Origin of the sequence: Halorussus halophilus (assembly GCF_008831545.1) — an archaeon.
GTDB lineage: Archaea > Halobacteriota > Halobacteria > Halobacteriales > Haladaptataceae > Halorussus > Halorussus halophilus.
In genome coordinates this window covers 1,956,934-1,974,273 of record NZ_CP044523.1, presented here as the reverse complement: position 1 = coordinate 1,974,273, position 17,340 = coordinate 1,956,934, and the positions used below count along the sequence as shown (strand labels likewise).

18 protein-coding genes are annotated in these 17,340 nt (G+C 63.9%); 10 read left to right on the top strand and 8 right to left on the bottom strand.

What is annotated here, in order from left to right; translation table 11 throughout:
* Complete coding sequence (locus tag F7R90_RS09680) at positions 1 to 1,581, bottom strand: phytoene desaturase family protein (protein ID WP_158057250.1); 1,581 nt, start codon at positions 1,579 to 1,581, stop codon at positions 1 to 3.
* A gap of 301 nt (positions 1,582 to 1,882) precedes the next feature.
* Here F7R90_RS09680 and F7R90_RS09675 point away from each other — a divergent pair, with 301 nt between their 5' ends.
* A complete protein-coding gene (locus tag F7R90_RS09675) occupies positions 1,883 to 2,191 on the top strand; it encodes a hypothetical protein (protein ID WP_158057249.1) in 309 nt (102 codons plus the stop codon).
* A gap of 32 nt (positions 2,192 to 2,223) precedes the next feature.
* Here the strand turns inward: F7R90_RS09675 and F7R90_RS09670 are convergent, their stop codons facing one another.
* Together F7R90_RS09670 and btuC are read right to left on the bottom strand one after the other, a co-directional pair.
* Positions 2,224 to 3,498 (bottom strand): heme ABC transporter ATP-binding protein, encoded by a 1,275-nt coding sequence (locus F7R90_RS09670; RefSeq protein WP_158057248.1) that lies wholly within the window; start codon positions 3,496 to 3,498, stop codon positions 2,224 to 2,226.
* Positions 3,499 to 3,832: 334 nt separating this feature from the next.
* The gene (gene btuC, locus F7R90_RS09665; RefSeq protein ID WP_158057247.1) at positions 3,833 to 4,933 is read right to left on the bottom strand and encodes a vitamin B12 ABC transporter permease BtuC; all 1,101 of its coding nucleotides are present in this window, start codon (positions 4,931 to 4,933) and stop codon (positions 3,833 to 3,835) included.
* Positions 4,934 to 4,993: 60 nt separating this feature from the next.
* On the opposite strand from btuC, the gene F7R90_RS09660 reads away from it, so the two are divergent.
* The 6 genes from F7R90_RS09660 (at position 4,994) to thiD (ending at position 10,376) form a co-directional block, all read left to right on the top strand.
* Positions 4,994 to 6,154 carry a PGF-CTERM-anchored ABC transporter substrate-binding protein gene (locus tag F7R90_RS09660; protein ID WP_158057246.1) on the top strand — a complete coding sequence of 387 codons (1,161 nt, stop codon included), beginning with the start codon at positions 4,994 to 4,996 and terminating at the stop codon, positions 6,152 to 6,154.
* Between the two features lie 262 nt (positions 6,155 to 6,416).
* The gene (gene srp19, locus F7R90_RS09655) at positions 6,417 to 6,698 is read left to right on the top strand and encodes a signal recognition particle subunit SRP19 (protein WP_158057245.1); all 282 of its coding nucleotides are present in this window, start codon (positions 6,417 to 6,419) and stop codon (positions 6,696 to 6,698) included.
* A 5-nt stretch (positions 6,699 to 6,703) separates the two neighbouring features.
* A complete protein-coding gene (locus tag F7R90_RS09650; RefSeq protein ID WP_158057244.1) occupies positions 6,704 to 6,931 on the top strand; it encodes an H/ACA ribonucleoprotein complex subunit GAR1 in 228 nt (75 codons plus the stop codon).
* A gap of 48 nt (positions 6,932 to 6,979) precedes the next feature.
* A complete protein-coding gene (locus F7R90_RS09645) occupies positions 6,980 to 7,978 on the top strand; it encodes a presenilin family intramembrane aspartyl protease PSH (RefSeq protein WP_158057243.1) in 999 nt (332 codons plus the stop codon).
* Positions 7,979 to 8,095: 117 nt separating this feature from the next.
* Positions 8,096 to 9,022 (top strand): sulfide-dependent adenosine diphosphate thiazole synthase, encoded by a 927-nt coding sequence (locus F7R90_RS09640; protein WP_158057242.1) that lies wholly within the window; start codon positions 8,096 to 8,098, stop codon positions 9,020 to 9,022.
* 1 nt (position 9,023) lies between these two features.
* A complete protein-coding gene (thiD, locus tag F7R90_RS09635) occupies positions 9,024 to 10,376 on the top strand; it encodes a bifunctional hydroxymethylpyrimidine kinase/phosphomethylpyrimidine kinase (RefSeq protein ID WP_158057241.1) in 1,353 nt (450 codons plus the stop codon).
* 281 nt (positions 10,377 to 10,657) lie between these two features.
* Here the strand turns inward: thiD and F7R90_RS09630 are convergent, their stop codons facing one another.
* The 3 genes from F7R90_RS09630 to F7R90_RS09620 form a co-directional block, all read right to left on the bottom strand.
* The gene (locus tag F7R90_RS09630; protein WP_158057240.1) at positions 10,658 to 11,656 is read right to left on the bottom strand and encodes an ornithine cyclodeaminase family protein; all 999 of its coding nucleotides are present in this window, start codon (positions 11,654 to 11,656) and stop codon (positions 10,658 to 10,660) included.
* 169 nt (positions 11,657 to 11,825) lie between these two features.
* Complete coding sequence (locus F7R90_RS09625) at positions 11,826 to 12,053, bottom strand: hypothetical protein (RefSeq protein WP_158057239.1); 228 nt, start codon at positions 12,051 to 12,053, stop codon at positions 11,826 to 11,828.
* A gap of 324 nt (positions 12,054 to 12,377) precedes the next feature.
* Complete coding sequence (locus F7R90_RS09620) at positions 12,378 to 13,694, bottom strand: OFA family MFS transporter (protein WP_158057238.1); 1,317 nt, start codon at positions 13,692 to 13,694, stop codon at positions 12,378 to 12,380.
* A gap of 99 nt (positions 13,695 to 13,793) precedes the next feature.
* On the opposite strand from F7R90_RS09620, the gene F7R90_RS09615 reads away from it, so the two are divergent.
* Positions 13,794 to 14,435: an SdpI family protein gene (locus F7R90_RS09615; RefSeq protein WP_158057237.1), complete on the top strand. Its 642-nt coding sequence runs from the start codon at positions 13,794 to 13,796 to the stop codon at positions 14,433 to 14,435.
* A 14-nt stretch (positions 14,436 to 14,449) separates the two neighbouring features.
* Here the strand turns inward: F7R90_RS09615 and F7R90_RS09610 are convergent, their stop codons facing one another.
* Entirely contained in the window at positions 14,450 to 14,860 is a 411-nt protein-coding gene (locus tag F7R90_RS09610) for a DUF3054 domain-containing protein (protein ID WP_158057236.1), read from the bottom strand.
* A gap of 101 nt (positions 14,861 to 14,961) precedes the next feature.
* Here F7R90_RS09610 and F7R90_RS09605 point away from each other — a divergent pair, with 101 nt between their 5' ends.
* Entirely contained in the window at positions 14,962 to 15,264 is a 303-nt protein-coding gene (locus F7R90_RS09605) for a cupin domain-containing protein (RefSeq protein WP_158057235.1), read from the top strand.
* Positions 15,265 to 15,276: 12 nt separating this feature from the next.
* Here the strand turns inward: F7R90_RS09605 and F7R90_RS09600 are convergent, their stop codons facing one another.
* Positions 15,277 to 15,903, bottom strand: coding sequence for a helix-turn-helix domain-containing protein (locus F7R90_RS09600; RefSeq protein WP_225741135.1), 627 nt, complete (start codon positions 15,901 to 15,903; stop codon positions 15,277 to 15,279).
* Between the two features lie 72 nt (positions 15,904 to 15,975).
* Between F7R90_RS09600 and F7R90_RS09595 the strand changes: the two genes are divergently transcribed.
* Positions 15,976 to 17,331, top strand: a complete 1,356-nt coding sequence (locus tag F7R90_RS09595; RefSeq protein WP_192498271.1) for a heme-copper oxidase family protein — start codon at positions 15,976 to 15,978, stop codon at positions 17,329 to 17,331.
* Positions 17,332 to 17,340 lie beyond the last annotated feature (9 nt).

Genomic DNA, 17,340 nt, shown 5'->3' with positions numbered 1-17,340 from the left:
CTACTGGCCGTAGTCCTCTATCACTGCGTTCGCGGTGTGTTCGCCGCCGATGAGACACATCGGCACGCCGATGCCGGGCGTCGTATACGACCCCGTGAAGTAGAGACCGTCCACCTTCGGCGACCGATGTGGCGGGCGGAGCGGCCCGGTCTGGCGGAGCGTGTGGGCCAGTCCGAGCGCGCTTCCCCGCATGCTGTTGTAGCGGTCGGCGAACTCCGAGACACAGAACGTCTCTTCGAAGACGATTCGGTCGCGCAAATCGACGCCAGTATTTTCGGCGATGTCCGAAAGCACGAGGTCGCGGTACCACTCACGGGTTTCTGCGTCGTCCTCTAGGCCGGGTGCGATTGGCACCAGCGCGAAGAGGTTGCTGTGGCCCTCGGGGGCGACCGAATCGTCCGTCTTGCTCGGCACGCAGAGGTAGTACGCCGGGTCCTCGGGCCACGTCGGGTCCTCGAAAATCTCGTCGAAGTGCTGGTTCCAATCGGGCGGCAGGACGAGCGTGTGATGGGCGAGGGGTTCTACGTCGCCCTCGACGCCGAGGTAGAGCAGGAACGCCGAGGGTGCGTAGGTGCGGGATTCCCAATAGTCGGCGTCGTACTTTCGACTTTCTGGGGGTAGGAGTTCCTGCTCGGTGTGTGCGTAGTCGGCGTCACTCACAACCAAATCGGCGTCGAGTCGCTCGTCGCCGACGTGGACGAAGAAGTCCTCCGCGCTCCCGGTGATAGCAGTGACCTCCATGTCTGTTCGGTACTCGACGCCGAGTTCGCGGCCCAGTTCGACGAGGCCGTCCACGACCGCGCCCATCCCGCCTTCCGGATAGAAGACGCCCAAGTTGAAATCGACGTGACTCATCAGGTTGTAGAGTGCGGGCGTATTTTTCGGAGAGCCACCCAAGAACACCAGCGTGTACTGCATTATCTGCTGGAGTGTCGGGTGGTCGAAGTACTCTTCCACGTGGTCCTGCATCGACCCGAGGAACGTCAGGCCGCGAGCGTGGCGCGCCACGTCCAAGTCCACGTAGTCCCGGAATCGTGGCCGGTCTTCGTAGACGAAGTGTTCCATGCCGATTTCGTAGGTCTCCTCGGACTCAGCGAGGTAGTCGTCCAAGGCTTCACCAGCGCCCTCTTCGTACTGCTCGAAGGTGGCTTTCGTCTCCTCGCGGTCGGCGGTGATGGTGATCTCATCGCCCGGTCCACGGCTTCGCCGCTCCGCTTCGAGGCCCTCACTGGCTCCACGGCTACGCCGTTCCGCTTCGAGGCCCTCACTCGCTTCGCTCGTTCGCGCCTCGCCCTTCGTAAAGATGCGATAGTGCGGGTCCAGATGCTCCAGTTCGTAGTAGTCGCTCGGCGTCCGGTCGAAGTGGCCGAAGAATCGCTCGAACACGTCCGGCATCAGATACCACGACGGCCCCATGTCGAAGCGGAACCCGTCGGCTTCGAGGACGCTCGCCCGGCCGCCTAACTGCTCGTTCTTCTCGACGACGAGTACGTCGGCACCCGTGTCTGCCAAGTAGCAGGCGCTCGATAACCCCCCGAATCCGCTCCCGACGACCACCACGGTTCCGTCCCCGAGTTGCATGTGCCGTTCTGAGGGCGCGACTGACATAAAACGACTGACCGGTTCGCAGCGAGTCTTGCCGGGTGCCTGTGACGCTTGCCGCAGTCCGCTCTCGGTCGTGGTGGCAACGACGCCGACGCTCGGTCACCTGGTCGTTCGCGTTCACCTCCGAGAATCGTCACGTCGCGGTGCCACTAACGCGGCCCGCCTCAGAGACCCGACCAACGACGGTCGAAACCGTCGTCTTCCCTGTTTCCGCGAACGACCCAACCGCACCGATACATTTATAATAAATTATACGACTGGTCGTAAACGAGATTGGATGAACGTCGTCAAGTTTTCCCTCATTCTCGGAGTCGGCCTGCTTTCTTTCCTCTTCGTCCTCTCGCTGTACGTCGTCTGGACGCGAATCGTCGGTCTCGACCCGACGCTCGCCCAGCGATGCGCCGATTTCTCCCGCCCCGTTCAAGGCGTACTCGCGGTCGTGTTCGGCGTCGCGCTCGGAACTGCGACGCAGGCCGCGCCCTCCGTCGAGTCCGGCGTCGCCGGTATCGTGTTGCTCGCGGCGAGTACCTTCGCAGCGCTGATGCTGTTCGAACTCGTCCAACAACGACAGCACACGACTATCTGAGTTCCAGATAACCGTCTGGACACCTCCCCGACCTACACTTCTCGTTGGACTACTTCGGTGACCGCCGATAGCAACTCGTCGGGACCGACGACGACGCCGCGCTCGCAAAGGTCGGCGTAGACGGCCGCGGCCTCGCTCCCGGCGTAGTTTCGCGCTTCGAACGGTCGCTCTTCGACGACGACTGGTCTCTCTGCCTGCCGGACTGCTCGCAGATTCGCTAGATTCCCGTCGCCGACTTCCACGTCCGCGAACACCGTCGCGTCGGCCTCGCTAATTCGCGCCTCGACCTCCTTTCGAGCGGACTCGCCGACCGGCGCGAACGGTTCTTCGGTCACGGTGTCGAGACCGAGCGACCGGGCCGTGTCGAGGTCCGAGTCGCCTTCGTTCAGCACGCCCACGGATACCTCGTAGCCTGCCGCCGACAGTAAGTAGAGCAGTCGAGAGACGGTCCCGCCGCCGCCGACGACGTGGACGCGCCCCTCGCGCGAGGCCGGTCGCTCCGGGAGTGCGGTGACGTACGTCGAACCAGTCACTGGATGACTTGTCACGACCGCACGCGTGTCGAAGGCCGATTCGAGCGTCTCTTCGGCGAGGACTTGCTCGGGGTCGCCGCTCGCTCGGAGTTCGCCCCCCGCCAGTAAGCGGAGTTCGTCGCAGTAGTGGGCCGCCAGATTCAGGTCGTGGATGGCCGCGACGACGGTCTTGCCCTCGTCTGCGAGTTCCCGGACGAGTTCCAGCGTCTGGACTTGGTGGTTGATGTCGAGACTGGCGGTCGGTTCGTCCAGCAGGAGAATCGATGTGTCCTGTGCGAGCGCGCGAGCGAGCAGGACGCGCTGGCGCTCGCCGCCGCTGACCGCGGTAATCGAGCGGTCGGCGAACTCCTCCGTTTCGGTGCGGGCGAGTGCGGCCTCGACGTGTTCGGAGTCGCTGGTAGAACTGGTGGGGTCAGCGTCGTCGCTCTCGGACCCGCCGACGTTCGCACCCCCGAACCTCGACTTGTACGGGTGACGACCCATCGCCACCACCTCTCGCACGTCGAAGTCGAACGAGAGCGTGGTATCTTGGGGGACGACCGCGACTCGCCTGCTGGTAGCCTTCGAGGAGAGCGAGGTGACTGAGTCACCGGTGAGTTCGACGGTGCCACTGGCGGGCGTGAGGACGCCGCTCATCGCTCGCAAGAGGGTGGTCTTGCCCGCGCCGTTCGGGCCGACGAGTCCGACGAACTGGCCGTCGTTGATTTGAGTAGTTATCTGGTCAAGGATGCGCTGGCCACCGAGTTCGACGACTAACTCTTCGACCTGTATCATTGCTTGATGGCCTCCGTGGTTGTGTTGGTGGTGCTGTACTCGTCACCGTGACCACTACAAACGAGACTGGGGCTACTTCGAAAGCCCCGGCCCGCTCGCTTTGCGTTGTCCGTTCTGCGGGAATCGCAACGAATTCCCAGAAAGCCCCCGGTCGCTCGCGGTCGCTGGCCGACATATTCGGCACCCTCCGCACGGCCCGTGCCGAATAGCGGTCGCCCAGACGACCAAGCAGTGCGCGAGCGACCGGCCCCTTTCAGCACCGCCCAGAGTCGGTTGCTTAGTCTGGCGAAACGAGGGGAGAGGCAGTCTATTCTCGCTGGTTTCACACTCTCGCTCACAACGAATGCACCTCCCGCGTCCTGAGCAGGTAGAGGAAGAACGGCGCGCCGAGGAAGGCGGTGACGATGCCGACCGGCAGTTCCGCTGGGCCGGACCGGGCCACTGTGTCCGTAGCCACGAGGAACGTCGCGCCTGCGAGCGCAGAGGTCGGGAGCAGAATTCGGTGGTCCGGCCCGACGAGTAGTCGCATGACGTGCGGGACGACCAGTCCGACGAAGCCGATGACGCCCGAGACGGCGACTGCCGCGCCCGTCATGACGCTGGCGACGGCGAGCAGGAGTCGCTTGGTTCGCTCGACTTCGACGCCGAGCGTGTGGGCGTCCTCCTCACCGAGCAGGAGGACGTTCAGGTCTCGCGCGTAAGCGAGCAGAACTCCGAAACCGAGGAGGACCACCGGCAGGGCGAGAGTTACGTCGTCCCACGACGCGAGGTGAAGGTGGCCCATCAGCCAGTACACTGCTCGTTGCAGGCTCTTGCCGCTCTGGAGTAGGAGGTACGAGACGACCGCACCCAAGAACGTCTGGATGGCGACGCCAGCGAGCAGGAGCGTGGCGACGGGAGTTCGGCCGTTCTCGGTGGCGAGCAGGTAGACACCGAAGGCCGCCAGCATCGCGCCGAGGAACGCCGCTACGGGGAGGCTGAACGGAATCGCGAACGGGATCGCAATCGTCGCGACCGCACCGACGGCCGCGCCCGACGAGACGCCGATGATAGAGGGGTCTGCCATCGGATTGCGGAAGAATCCCTGCATCACGACGCCCGCGCTGGCGAGGCCGAATCCGACGACTGCACCGAGCGCGATGCGGGGCAGGCGGAGTTTCGTGACGATGACCGTCGCGGTGTCCGGCACCGCGAAATCGAACAGCGGAGCGAAGGTGAGCGAGGGCACAGGAACCGAGACGGCGGTTCCAGCGAGACGGAGCGTCCAGTCGGCGAAATCGATGCCGACGGGTATCGAGAGCGCGTTCAAGAGCACTTTGGCGACGACCGAATAGTCGAGCGCCACAGGGCCGATAGCTGCACTCACGACCACGACGACCAACAGTGCCGCCGCTAATCCCGCCGACCAACCTGCAACGCGTGCCCTCACTCGCACATTTACAAGCCAGCTTGCTTTAGGTAAATACTTATTGGATACGCCCGGAGAAGCAGACGCATGAATCAGAGGTTCGCCGCGCTCTTCGCGGCACTGTTGTTGGTCGGAAGTGTCGTCGGTCCCGTCGGGTCAGCGACGGCCACGATGGGTCCAACGGACGCGACAGACGCGACCGGAGGAGTATCGCAGGCAGATTGTTCGTTCCCGTTCACGGCCTCCGACGCCACGGGAACAGAGGTGACGGTCGAAGAGAAACCAGAACGAGTCGTCACGCTCTCTCCGAGCGCGGCCCAGACGATGTGGGAAATCGGCGGCAAATCGCAGGTCGTCGGCGTCTCGAAGTTCTCGGCGTACCTCGACGGTGCGGACTCGCGTGCGAACGTCTCGGGCGCGGGCAGGACCGCAGTCGTGGTCGAGAAAGTCGTCGCCGAGGACCCGGACCTCGTCCTCGCGCCGAACGTCATCACGAACGAGACGGTCACGAAACTCCGCGAAGCGGGCCTGACAGTCTACCGATTCGGCCCGGCAACGTCGGTCGAAGACATCTACGCGAAGACCGAACTGACCGGCGAACTCACCGGCAACTGCGAGGGTGCCGCCGAGACGGTCTCGTGGATGAAAGACCGCGTCGAGACGGTTCGGCAGGCCGTCGAAGGTGAAGACTCCCCGAGCGTCCTCGTCTCGCAGGGCGGCGGGTGGACCGCTGGCGAAGGCACCTTCATCAACAACCTCGTCGAACTGGCGGGTGGAGAGAACGTCGCCGTCACGGCGAACGTCTCCGGCTACGCGAAACTCAGCGACGAGGTCGTGGTCGAGCAGAATCCCCAGTACATCGTCCAACTCGGCCAGTTCGGCGCGTACCCGAAGACGGCCGCCTACAACAACACGGCCGCGGTGAAGAACGGCAACGTCTTCACCGTGAACGGGAACTTCGTCAGTCAACCCGCACCGCAGGTTGTCTATCCGCTGACGAAGATGGCCAAGACGTTCCACCCGGAGGCCTACGCCGAGGCGAACGCGTCTGTCGAGACGACGACGCAGGGGACAGAAACGTCTGCGATGGAGACGACGAGCGATAGCGGAACAACTGAAGAGGCGATGGCCGACGATACTGCGACGACCACGACTGGCGAGTCGTCCTCCGGGACCGTGCCCGGTTTCGGTGCGTCTGCGGCGCTCGTCGCGTTCGCTACGGTGGCACTGCTCGCGTCGCGTCGGTAATCTCGCTTCTTTGCGGTTCATCTTTTCGAGGGCTTCACTCCCTGCGGTCGCTCACGTCTCGCTCGCGGTAACACCGCTCGCACCAGCGGCGCGCTCCGCGCGCCTCGCTCACGGCTTCGCCGTTCGCAGTCGAGACTCCTTCGGAGTCTCGCGTTCCGCGGCATTCGCCGCTCCACTTCGAGACCCGTTCTCACTCCGCTCGAACGCGTCTCGTCCTCGCTAACTGAAAAGGTGTTTAACGTATCGGGTACGAGCGTGTCGTATGGTCGAGAAGGTGCTGTGGCCCGCGTACTTCGACGCGGCCAAGACCCGAAGCGAGGGACGCCGGGTGTCCGAAGCATTGGCCGTCGAGGAACCGACGGTAGACGAGATAGCCCAAGCCGTCCAGCAGGTCGGCTACAACGCCGTCATCGAGCGGGACAAAGCCTATTCACGCGAGAACTGGGAAGAGCGTGGCCGGGTGCTGGTGAAGAACGCCGACGATTCGTCGAAGAACGACTTGATTCAGGCAGTCGCGGCGTACGTCGGAGCCCTGCGCGAGTAATGGCCATGCAGAGACTCGGCGAGGTTGTCCGGACCGCCCAAGGACTCGCCATCGTGCGCTGTCCCGGCGAGGACCACCCCCGAATCGGCACCGAAGCCGTAGACGAGCAGTTGAACGACGTGGGGCGCGTCGTTGACGTGTTCGGCCCGGTTTCGCGGCCGTACGTCGCGATCACGCCCGACGACGAGGCTTCCCTAGCGATGCTGTTGGGCCAGAAGTTGTACGCGAGATAGCAACTCGAATCCACAACCGCAAAGACGGGGGCCTGCAACCCTCCGCACATGGAGAATCGAACGCGCGTGTTCGCCGCCGCCGGGTTCACCGTCGCTCTGTTCCTCTTGGTGCAACTCGGCGCGCTGGCGTTGGTCGAACCGTTCAAGGAGGCCGGACTCCAGCAGACCCAAGACCCCTCCGACCCGACAAACAGTCTGGTCTACGTCGCCGCGGTGCTGGTCCTGACCGGCGTGATGCTCGCCATCATCAAATTCGAAGTGCAGTGGTTGCTCCGGGCGATGATTATCTTCACGAGCGGACTGCTCTCGTGGTACGTCTTCTCGGTCGTGATTCCGGCAGTCGTGACGGTGCCGTTCGACGGCGCGCAACTCAACGTCCTCGCAGTCGTCGCGGCCGCTGGCGTCTCGCTCGCGCTCGCGGTCCACCCCGAGTGGTACGTTATCGACGCCTCGGGCGTGGTGATGGGTGCTGGCGCGGCCGGACTGTTCGGCATCAGTTTCGGGCTTCTGCCAGCTATCTTGCTCCTCTCCGTCCTCGCAATCTACGACGCCATTTCTGTCTACGGTACCGAACACATGCTGACGCTGGCCTCCGGCGTGATGGACCTCAAAATTCCGGTCATCCTCGTGATTCCGATGACGCTCGGCTACTCGTTCCTCAACGACGAGGGACTGGCAGGCGATGGAGCGGACGAGGAAGTGGGCGGCGAGGAGAGCGAAGCAGAATCCGACGCGGGTGAACGCCCCGAACTCGGTGAGCGCGACGTGTTCTTCATCGGCCTCGGCGACGCCGTGATGCCGACCGTGATGGTCGCCAGCGCGGCCTTCTTCGCGCCCGCGGACCCGCTCGTCTCCGGATTCGCGATGAACCTGCCCGCACTGACTTCGATGATCGGCACCATGGCGGGCCTGCTCGTCCTCCTCTGGATGGTCATGAAGGGCCGCGCACACGCCGGACTGCCCTTGTTGAACGGCGGCGCGATTGGAGGGTATCTGGTCGGCGCGCTGGCAAGTGGGATTTCGCTGGTGACGGCGTTCGGCCTGTAACTCTCGATTGTTGCTGTTTTAGCTCCGTTTCTCGACTTCTACCGACTCACAGTGACGAGTCTCGCAACTCGATGCGACTACGCAACGCTTAACTACCAAGTAATATCACTAGGTGGTATGCCGTTCGACGGATTCAGCGACGTGGACGAAGCACAGGTCACGAACGCAATCGCGGAGTCGTGGAGCGAGGAGTTCCTCGGCAGCACCGACACCGACGTAATCATCGTCGGCGGCGGCCCCTCGGGGCTGATGGCCGCGAAGGAACTCGCCGAGCGCGGCGTCGAAGTCACTATCGTAGAGAAGAACAATTACCTCGGTGGTGGGTTCTGGCTCGGCGGCTTCCTGATGAACAAGCTGACCGTTCGCGCGCCAGCCCACGAAGTGCTGGACGAACTCGACGTTCCCTACGAGGAGAGCGAGGAGGCAGAGGGCCTCTACGTCGCCGACGGTCCCCACGCCTGCTCGGCGCTCATCAAGGCCGCCTGCGACGCCGGGGCGCGGGTGCAGAACATGACCGAGTTCACTGACGTGGTCGTCCGGGAGAACCACCGCGTCGCGGGCATCGTGATGAACTGGTCGCCCGTCCACGCGCTGCCGCGCGAACTCACCTGCGTGGACCCCATCTGCGTCGAGTCGGACCTCGTCATCGACGCGACGGGTCACGACGCCGTCGTGGTCTCGAAGCTACAGGAGCGCGGGGTCCTCGACGCGCCGGGCATCGAACACGCCAACGAGAACAACACGGGCATGGACAAAACCGGCGACGGCGAGTACGGCGCGCCCGGTCACGACTCGCCCGGCCACGACTCGATGTGGGTCAAAGAGAGCGAGGACGCCGTGGTCGAAGAGACCGGCAAGGTCCACGAGGGCGTGATTGCGGCGGGACTCGCAACCGCGACGACTCACGGCCTGCCCCGCATGGGTCCCACCTTCGGCGCGATGCTCCTCTCTGGAAAGCGCGCCGCCCAGAGCGCGTTGGACGACCTCGGCACGGACGCTCGGGAAGTCCCGCTGACGAACCCGACGGCCTCCGCAGACGACTGAGATGACGCCGACTCTCGGGTCGAGTCGAACCCTTCCGGTCGCCCTCTCTATCGCGGGGTCGGACAGCGGCGGTGGCGCGGGCATACAGGCCGACATCGCGACGATGGCGGCGAGAGACGTTCACGGAACGAGCGCTCTCACGGCAGTCACCGCGCAGAACACGACCGGCGTGACTGCCAGCGAGGTGCTCGACCCCGAGTTCGTCACCGCTCAAATCGATGCAGTCCTCGACGACTTCGACGTCGGCGCGGTCAAGACGGGCATGCTTGGCGACGCCGCCGTCGCGGCGACAGTCGCCGAGCGCGCCGAGCGAATCGACGGTCCTGTCGTCGTGGACCCCGTCACCGTCGCCGAGAGCTGCGACCGACTGCTCTCCAAATCGGGTGTCGAGACGGTGCGGGACGAACTGTTTCCCGCCGCGACCCTCGTCACGCCGAACGTGCCGGAGGCCGAACTGCTGGCCGACACGACTATCGAGAACGCCGCAGACGCCGAGCGAGCAGGACGACGACTCTGCGAGTTCGGTGCCGACGCCGCGCTCGTCACTGGCGGCCACCTCGACGGCGACCCCGTGGACGTGCTGGTCGCCGAATTCGGCACCGTCGAGGAGTACCGAAGCGACAGAGTGCCGAACGCGAACACACACGGCAGTGGCTGTACACTCTCGGCGGCTATCGCGGCGGAACTCGCAAAGGGAGCGTCGCTGCCCGAAGCGGTCGGGTCCGCCGAGACGCACCTCGACCGCGCGATTCGCTGTGGACGCGCCGTCGGTGCAGGAACTGGTCCCGTCGAACAGCTCGCACCGCTCCGAGCGGAAGCTGGCAAAACCGCTGCCCGCGCCGACGTGCGCGAGTTCGTCCGAACATTCGAGCGCGAGAACCTCCGAAAACTGGTCCCAGAGGTCGGGACGAACGTCGCCGTCGCGCCCGACTGTGCGATTTCGCCTGCGGACGTGGTTGCTATCGAGGGACGAATCCACCGCGTTCCCGACGGCGTGGCCGCGACCGGTGGGAGTCGCGCAGGCGCGTCGAGCCACATCGCGCGCTTCCTGCTCGGCGTGCGCGAGGCCGACGACGGTGTGACCGCGGCGTGTAACGTCAGAGCCAGCGAGCAGGTTGCCCAAGCCGTCCGAGACAACTTTGAAGCGGTCGAAATCGACCGAAGGAACGAACCCGAGGACGCTTCGGGCACGATGGACTGGGCGGCGAGCGAAGCGATGGCTGCCAGAAGCGCCGCCCCCGACGCCGTGTACGACGGCGGCGCGGTCGGGAAAGAGCCGATGGTCCGACTGCTGGGGAGCGACAGTTCGGAATTGTTGGAGAACGTTCTGGAACTGCACGCGGCACTCGACTGAGTGTCGCGGTTGCTTCGCTCCGCACGATTGTCGAGGTTCAAATACTTCTCGCAGAGCGTGCGAATTACAGGGGCGATACCGGGCGTGATATGCCATCACAAATGATTTGCGAGCCGCTCACAACGCGTTACCGAGGCGACATACTCAAGTACGAGTAAATATTTAGTTGGAATATGAACTGGGAACACTCCCGTAACATGCCCAACGCACAGCACAAGAAACAAGAGTCACGCTCCGGCACCAACTCGTCGTTCATCGCGGCGATGTTGCTCGCAGCGTAATTACCTTCCAGTCATGGCTTCGCTGGCGGGCGCGAATGATATCGTCTGCCCGAGGTCTTTCTCACTGGCTTTCTCGTACAACATGTGAGCGGCGGCGACGGTCTCGATACCCGTGCCACCGCTGTCGAAGACGGTGATTTCCTCCTCGGACTCGCGGCCCGGTGCTTCGCCAGCCACGACTTCGCCGAGTTCCGCGTGGATGTGGTCCTCCGTAACGAGGCCTTCTTCCAACGCGGAGATGAACGACCCGGCGTCCTGCGTCGCTCGCTCGCGGAGGTCCGGGACGTACTTCGCGCGCTCGATGGTTTCGGCGGGGAGTTCGCGCTTGCTCGGGTGGTACTGGCCCATCGCCGTGACGTGCGCGCCGTCGGCGAGCAAATCGTCGTCGAACACTGGGTCACTGGCCGTCGTCGCCGTGATTACGATGTCCGCTTCCTCGACGGCCGCGCCGCTGGACGCGACGGCCGCGACGGCGGCGTCGAGTTGCTCGTTCATCTCCGCCGCGAACGACTCGCGGTTCTCTTTCGTCGGCGAGTACACCCAGACGCTTTCGAGGTCTCTGACCGTGGCGGCGGCCTTGAGTTGGCCGCGGGCCTGCGAGCCACTGCCGATGAGCGCGAGCGTCTTGGCGTCCTCGCGGGCCAGCGCGTCGATGCCGACCGCTCCCGCCGCACCGGTCTTGAACGGGTTCATCCGCGCGCCGTCGAGGAGTGCGAGCGGTTCGCCGCTCTCGGCGTCGAACAGCGGGGTCACGAACCACGCGTCCTCTTTGCCGAAACCTGCCGAATACATGTAACCACCCATCGCGCCGGTGTCGGGGAGGACCGCAGAGTACCCCGTCAGCATCCCCGGCGGGTCGGCGTTGGTCAGTTTAGTTCTGGGTTCCGCGGGCGCGCCCTCGCCGCGCTGGCGGTAGCCATCTCGTACCGCTTCGACGTACTCGCTTGGTTCGGCTAGTCCCGCGAGTTGGTCGCTGGTCAGGAACAGCGTGTCGGTCATGCGCGTGACAACACAGGCCAGCAACAAAATCGTTGAGGCGGAACGGAATCGGTGAGGCTGAACGGGAACGACGGGACGAACGCAGAGACGGGACTACGAGTGGGCTGTTCGGTGTGAGTTCGGTGAAAATCGGAGAGAACGGAGTAGAAACAGGTAGAAGAAAGAAAGCTTAGTCGGCGGCCTCGAAGCCGGGCGACTCGACGCTCTCGGTGGTCTGAGGCGAGGCGTCGTCCACGGGACCGTTGACGAACAACGCGTGACCGATGAGGAGAACGGGAACGCTCGCAGCGAAGGGTACTGCCGACGTTATCGAGAAGCCCGCGACGCTCAGTACAGCGGTGATACCTATCAGTGAAAGCGGAATCAGTCCAAGGATGAAGTCGTAGTACCCCGTCATAATCTATTACAAAGTATGCGGTGTGGGTATATAATTGTTTCCCATAGTAGAGATGGTCAATACCGATAGGCGAAAAGTAGTATACGAATAGGATTCTCATAACTTATGAGGTGGTTATAAATCTGTTTTCTGGAATAAAGAGTCTGAAACGAGTCCTATCGCGGGTCTCAGCGACCGTCTCGTATTCGCACTAGTAATCGTAGAATCGGGGATGAAATCGGTCTGGTCGCTCGCACTTCGCAGTCCGAGGAGAAATCGCTGGCAGAGAACGTTCGTCGGTCAGAACGAAAGCAGTCGGAAGAAAAGTCGCGCGATTTCCGAAGCTTAGCTCGATTCGGGAGACGGTTCGCGGAGCGCGAGCGCGGCGAGTCCAGCCACCACGGCGAGGCCCCCGCCGAGGGCGAACGCCGTCGTCCAACTCGTCACGGTTACGAGCCACCCGGCGACCCCACCGCCGAAGATGCCGCCCCACATCTTCCCGGAGTACAGCAGGGCGTAGTTCGCCGAGGAGTGTCGCTGGCCGTAGTAGTCGCCGACGACGCTCGGGAACAGCGTGTACTGGGGACTCCAGAAGAACGTCGCTATCACGACGGCCGCGAGGAAGCCGAGCGAGGAGTTGGATTCGCCGAACCAGACGACGGCGAACAGCCCGAGACCGCAGAGCGTGAACGCGACGGCCATCGCCCGTTCGCGGTCTACGCGGTCCGAGAGGTCGCCGACGACGAGGCGGCCGACGCCACCCGCAATAGGGAGGACCGTCGCAGACGCGGTGGCCGTCACCGCGTTCAGACCGACGTTCTGGGCGAACGAGACGACTTTCGCGGTCAACATCAGTCCGGCCCCGCTGACGCAGACGAACATCACGTACATCAGCCAGAACTGCCACGTTCGGGCCATCTCCTTCCACGTGTACTGCTTGCCGGAGACGGCAGCTCCGCCGTCGGTGGCTTCGCCCGCGCTTTCGTCGTTTGCTTCGCTTTGGCCCTCCGAATCTGCTTTCTGTGTCCCCGTGCTTCCGCCGGCCCATCCCGCTGGCGGGTCTCGAAGGACGACCGCACCGACGAGGATGCCGACACCGATGAGTAGACCCATGTTCCGAAGGACTTCGGGGTAGCCAGTTGCCGTCGCGTTCGCGCGCACGTACGGAACGAACAACGCACTCCCTGCGGCGAACGCCATGGTGCCGAAGCCGGTTGTCAGTCCTCGTCGGTCGGGGAACCACTTCAGCGCAGTGTTGACCGCGACGGTGTAGACGATGCCGACGCCGACCGCTCCGAGCGAGTAGAGGACGTACAGTTGCCACAGTTCCGTGGCGTACGCGAGGCCGACGTAGCCACCACCCGCCAGTACGCCAGCCAGCAGGGTCAGCCCTCGGGGTCCGTGGCGGTCCCGATACACGCCGACCGGGAACTGCGACCCGGCCTGAAAGATGACGAAGAGCGTGAAGACGAAGCCGAGCGCGGTGGGTTCGAGCGCGAGATTCTCGGCGAGCGGGTTCTCGATGGACGACCAGACGTACTGGTACGGACTGATGAGGCCCATCATCACCGCGGCGGCCGCGACCTGCCACCACCGCGAGAATCCGAGTACGTCCCGCGCCCGTGCGGCGTAGTCGGTCTCCGACTGCGACGACGCTGTCATTACTCGGAAGTCCCGTCGCGGTCCAATCAGCGTTGCGCTTGCGGAAGGCGGCGAGTAGTCGTCCGTAGGTTTATATTTCGAACGTGCCAATATTAGAATATGAGTCCCCGACGCTCCTCCACCGTGGGTCTCGTCCTCGTCGCCGCATCGGCGATAGCGAGCATTCTGGCGTATCCAGAACTGCCCGCTCGGATGGCGACCCACTGGAACGGTGCCGGTGAGCCAGACGGCTACATGGCCAAGAACGTCGCGCTCGCGCTGTTCCCCGCCCTCTCGCTCGGGATGCTCGCGCTGTTGACGAACCTCCCGCGACTCGACCCGCTCCGCGAGAACGTCGCGCAGTTCCGCGAGCAGTACGACCAGTTCGTCGTGTTGCTCGTGGCGTTCCTCGTCTACGTCCACCTACTCGTGCTGGCGTGGAACGTGGGCTATCGCTTCGAGATGTTGCAGGGCCTCGCGCCCGCGCTCGGCGCGCTGTTCTACTTCGTCGGCACACTGCTCGAACACGCTGAGCAGAACTGGTTCATCGGCATCCGAACGCCGTGGACACTCACGAACGAAGAAGTCTGGAACCACACGCACGAACGGGCCGCCCCGCTGTTCAAACTCGCGGGCGTGTTGGCCGTACTGGGCGTGTTCGTGCCCTCGTACGCCTTCCTGCTGGTCATCGGTCCGGTCGTGGCTATCTCGCTGTACACGACGGTCTACTCGTACGTCGAGTATCGGCGTGTCACTGCCTGAATCCTGAAAATCGGCTATCTTCCGAGTACGGAAACTGCGACGCGCCACCCGACGAACGCGACGAGTCCGGTTCCCGCAATGACCAACACGAAGGGCAACGGCGAGTCCCCGTGGAAGAAGGAGGTCGCACGTAGTGCGAGTCCGATAGCGGCAGCCACGAGCCACGTGCCACCTGCTCGAATCGCCGCCGTCTTCGGGCCCTTCGTCGCGCCGGGTGCGTACGCGCCGACCGCCAGCGCGGCGACGACCCAGCCGACGAAGAACGGTGCGATGGTGTCGGCGATTTGCAGAATTCCGGTCGTGTTGTGCCGGAGCGACCCGGCGACGAGGAGACCGACCAGCACCAGCAGGTCGCCGAGTGCGAGTCGGCCGGTTCCCGGCGAACTATCGATGCGAGACCCCAGTACCGAGTCGGCGTTGCTCATACCCGCGCGTTCGGGCCGGTTCGTTACGTGCCTTCCGGTGTTCGTGTGGGCGAACGTGTTCGGGACAATAGAATTGAAACTCGACCGGAAAGCGTTAGGGGATGACCGAGAAGGTACACCTTCCAGACCTCACTTCGACGCCGCACGCCGTAGTTTTCGACGCCGACCCCCGAGTCGTCCGTCTTCGACTCGGCACTGGCGACGAACTCCCCGCCCACCGCCATCCCGACGAGCGCATCGTCTTGCATCTCTTGAAGGGCGCTCTCGAACTTCGACTCGGCGAGACTACGCACTCGTTGACAACCGGTGACGTGATTCGATTCGACGGTGACCAAGACGTCTCACCGCACGCGGTCGAAGACGCCGAAGCACTACTCGTCCTGACCGAACGGGCAACGGCGTAGACCGGCGGCTTATCAGTACTCGCCACCGGTGTGTTCGGCGAGGAACCAGTCGATTATCTTCCCTTCTGCTCGTTGGAGGATGTCGCTGCACGTGGACTTCGAGATGCCCACCGTCGCCGCGACTTCGGTGAGCGTCGCCGTTCGCGGTCTCCCGTAGTACCCCTGTTCGGCGGCGGCGACCAGCACTTCTAGCTGTCTGTCGGTCAGTAGGCGGTCGGACTCGGTCGCATCGACGCTCTGGACGAACTCGATGTCGAAACCGATGCCGAGGTCCGCGAGTCGGTCGCCGAACTCCGACAGACGGTCGGCAGAGGTGGTCGTCTCCCAGGTCGTCTGCCCGTCGCGTATCTCGAAGGGCGTACGTAGCGGGACGCCCGCTTGCCAGACTGGGACGAGCAACAGCGGTTCGTCGGTCTCTATCTGGAGTAGTGCCTCCTCGTCGTGCTTCCAGAGAAGGTCGAGTTCCGTGACGGCCGATTGGCGCTCTACGTCCGCGAGTATCGAGACGGGGTCGTCGGTCACCAGTTCGACCAACGCGACGCCCGACGACTCGCCCATCAACGTGGTGACGACCCGAAACGTGGCGTCGGGATGGCTCGTCGACACGCCGTGAATCCACGTCCGTTCGGGGATTGACACCGTGAGTTTCGCCTTCGGCATGTGCTCTGTAGTCTACCGACGGACCACCGAACTGTAAGGGCGGGGTCGAACATGTTCGCGTTACACCGACTGCTTCGTGTGAACGCCTACCTGACGTGCGGTCTGACCGACGACCACGGAGATTCCACGATGCGAACTCGCACGAACCCGTTCGTCTTGATGGCGGGACTCTACTTGACCGTCGGACTGCTCGCACTGTTCGGAAAACTCGCCGTCGAAGTCGGCGCGATAGAGACGCTCCCCCGACTTCGGTGGTTGCTCGTCCACTTCGTCACCATCGGTGCGATGACCCAGGCGTTGTTCGGCGCGCTCCCGAACCTACTGGCGTCGGTGACCGATACCGAAACAACGTTCCCTTCGCGTGGACGCTGGCTACAGTGGTTGGCACTGAACGCAGGGTTCCCACTGCTCCTCGTCGGGATGGCCACTAGTTCGACGACGACTGCCGTCACCGGTGGAACGGCCATCCTGACCGCGTTGGTCCTCCTCCTCGCGTCTGCGACGAGGACGGTTCTCGGGGAGTCGTCCAGCGGACTCCTCGGCCGATACTACGTAGTCGCACCCTCGTTCCTCGTCGTCGGCATCTTCGCGGCGTTCGGGTTGTTGCTGAACGTCCACGGTCCCGGCGGATACTTCGGGACTATCGAGGCACACGTCCACGCGAACGTTTGGGGGTTCCTCGCGCTAGTCGTGGCGGGGACACTGCTGGCCATCACACCGGAAGTGGCGGGTGTCACGCTTCGGTATCCCCGACTCACGCGCGTCACGTTCTGGGGGTTGGTCGTAGGCGCCGCCGGACTCGTCGCCGGGCCGTGGCTAGCGGTTCACGCGCTCACGTTCACTGGTCTCGCAGTGTACGTCGTCGGCACCGTCGCGTTGCTCGTGAACGTCGTCGCCACCCGCCGTTCGAACGGTTGCGAACCGGACAGCAGATTCGCACACGTGCTCGGGGCGTACCTCTGGTTGGTCTTCCCCGTTCCGTGGGCACCGCTCGTCCTGCTGTTTCCGGACGTAGTTCCTGCGGTTGCCATCGAGACGGCCGCGATAGACGGACTGGTGTTCGGGTGGATGCTCCAGTTGGCGATGGGTTTGCTACCGAGCGTCGCCACAGCTTTCCACGACGACGGACCCGTGGCGATTCCGAAAGCCGTCGCGTCGAGTCCCCACCGACCGTCGTGGACCGGCGTCGTCACCGTGAACGTCGGGATGCTCGCTATCTGGCTCACCGCAGTCCCGACCCTCGCAGATGTCGCCGAACTGCTCACTCTCGGCGGGTTCACACTTGTTGCCGTGGCCTGGATTCGATTCCTTCCGGGCCTCTGGCGCGTCCTCGTGGGCGGTTCAGAGCGCGTTCGCCCCGAGGACGAAGACCCCGCTCGTCGCTCTCGGGAGACGCTTCTCGACTGAGCGCTACTC

Excerpts from the sequence above, each read along its gene's own strand:
- F7R90_RS09630 (WP_158057240.1), bottom strand. The coding sequence starts at position 11,656 with ATGACCGACACGCTGTTCCTGACCAGCGACCAACTCGCGGGACTAGCC.
- F7R90_RS09595 (WP_192498271.1), top strand. The coding sequence starts at position 15,976 with ATGTTCGCGTTACACCGACTGCTTCGTGTGAACGCCTACCTGACGTGC.
- F7R90_RS09625 (WP_158057239.1), bottom strand. The coding sequence starts at position 12,053 with ATGACGGGGTACTACGACTTCATCCTTGGACTGATTCCGCTTTCACTG.
- F7R90_RS09680 (WP_158057250.1), bottom strand. The coding sequence starts at position 1,581 with ATGCAACTCGGGGACGGAACCGTGGTGGTCGTCGGGAGCGGATTCGGG.
- F7R90_RS09615 (WP_158057237.1), top strand. The coding sequence starts at position 13,794 with ATGAGTCCCCGACGCTCCTCCACCGTGGGTCTCGTCCTCGTCGCCGCA.
- F7R90_RS09670 (WP_158057248.1), bottom strand. The coding sequence starts at position 3,498 with ATGATACAGGTCGAAGAGTTAGTCGTCGAACTCGGTGGCCAGCGCATC.
- F7R90_RS09645 (WP_158057243.1), top strand. The coding sequence starts at position 6,980 with ATGGAGAATCGAACGCGCGTGTTCGCCGCCGCCGGGTTCACCGTCGCT.
- F7R90_RS09640 (WP_158057242.1), top strand. The coding sequence starts at position 8,096 with ATGCCGTTCGACGGATTCAGCGACGTGGACGAAGCACAGGTCACGAAC.
- srp19 (WP_158057245.1), top strand. The coding sequence starts at position 6,417 with ATGGTCGAGAAGGTGCTGTGGCCCGCGTACTTCGACGCGGCCAAGACC.
- thiD (WP_158057241.1), top strand. The coding sequence starts at position 9,024 with ATGACGCCGACTCTCGGGTCGAGTCGAACCCTTCCGGTCGCCCTCTCT.
- F7R90_RS09660 (WP_158057246.1), top strand. The coding sequence starts at position 4,994 with ATGAATCAGAGGTTCGCCGCGCTCTTCGCGGCACTGTTGTTGGTCGGA.
- F7R90_RS09650 (WP_158057244.1), top strand. The coding sequence starts at position 6,704 with ATGCAGAGACTCGGCGAGGTTGTCCGGACCGCCCAAGGACTCGCCATC.
- F7R90_RS09605 (WP_158057235.1), top strand. The coding sequence starts at position 14,962 with ATGACCGAGAAGGTACACCTTCCAGACCTCACTTCGACGCCGCACGCC.
- F7R90_RS09610 (WP_158057236.1), bottom strand. The coding sequence starts at position 14,860 with ATGAGCAACGCCGACTCGGTACTGGGGTCTCGCATCGATAGTTCGCCG.
- F7R90_RS09675 (WP_158057249.1), top strand. The coding sequence starts at position 1,883 with ATGAACGTCGTCAAGTTTTCCCTCATTCTCGGAGTCGGCCTGCTTTCT.
- F7R90_RS09620 (WP_158057238.1), bottom strand. The coding sequence starts at position 13,694 with ATGACAGCGTCGTCGCAGTCGGAGACCGACTACGCCGCACGGGCGCGG.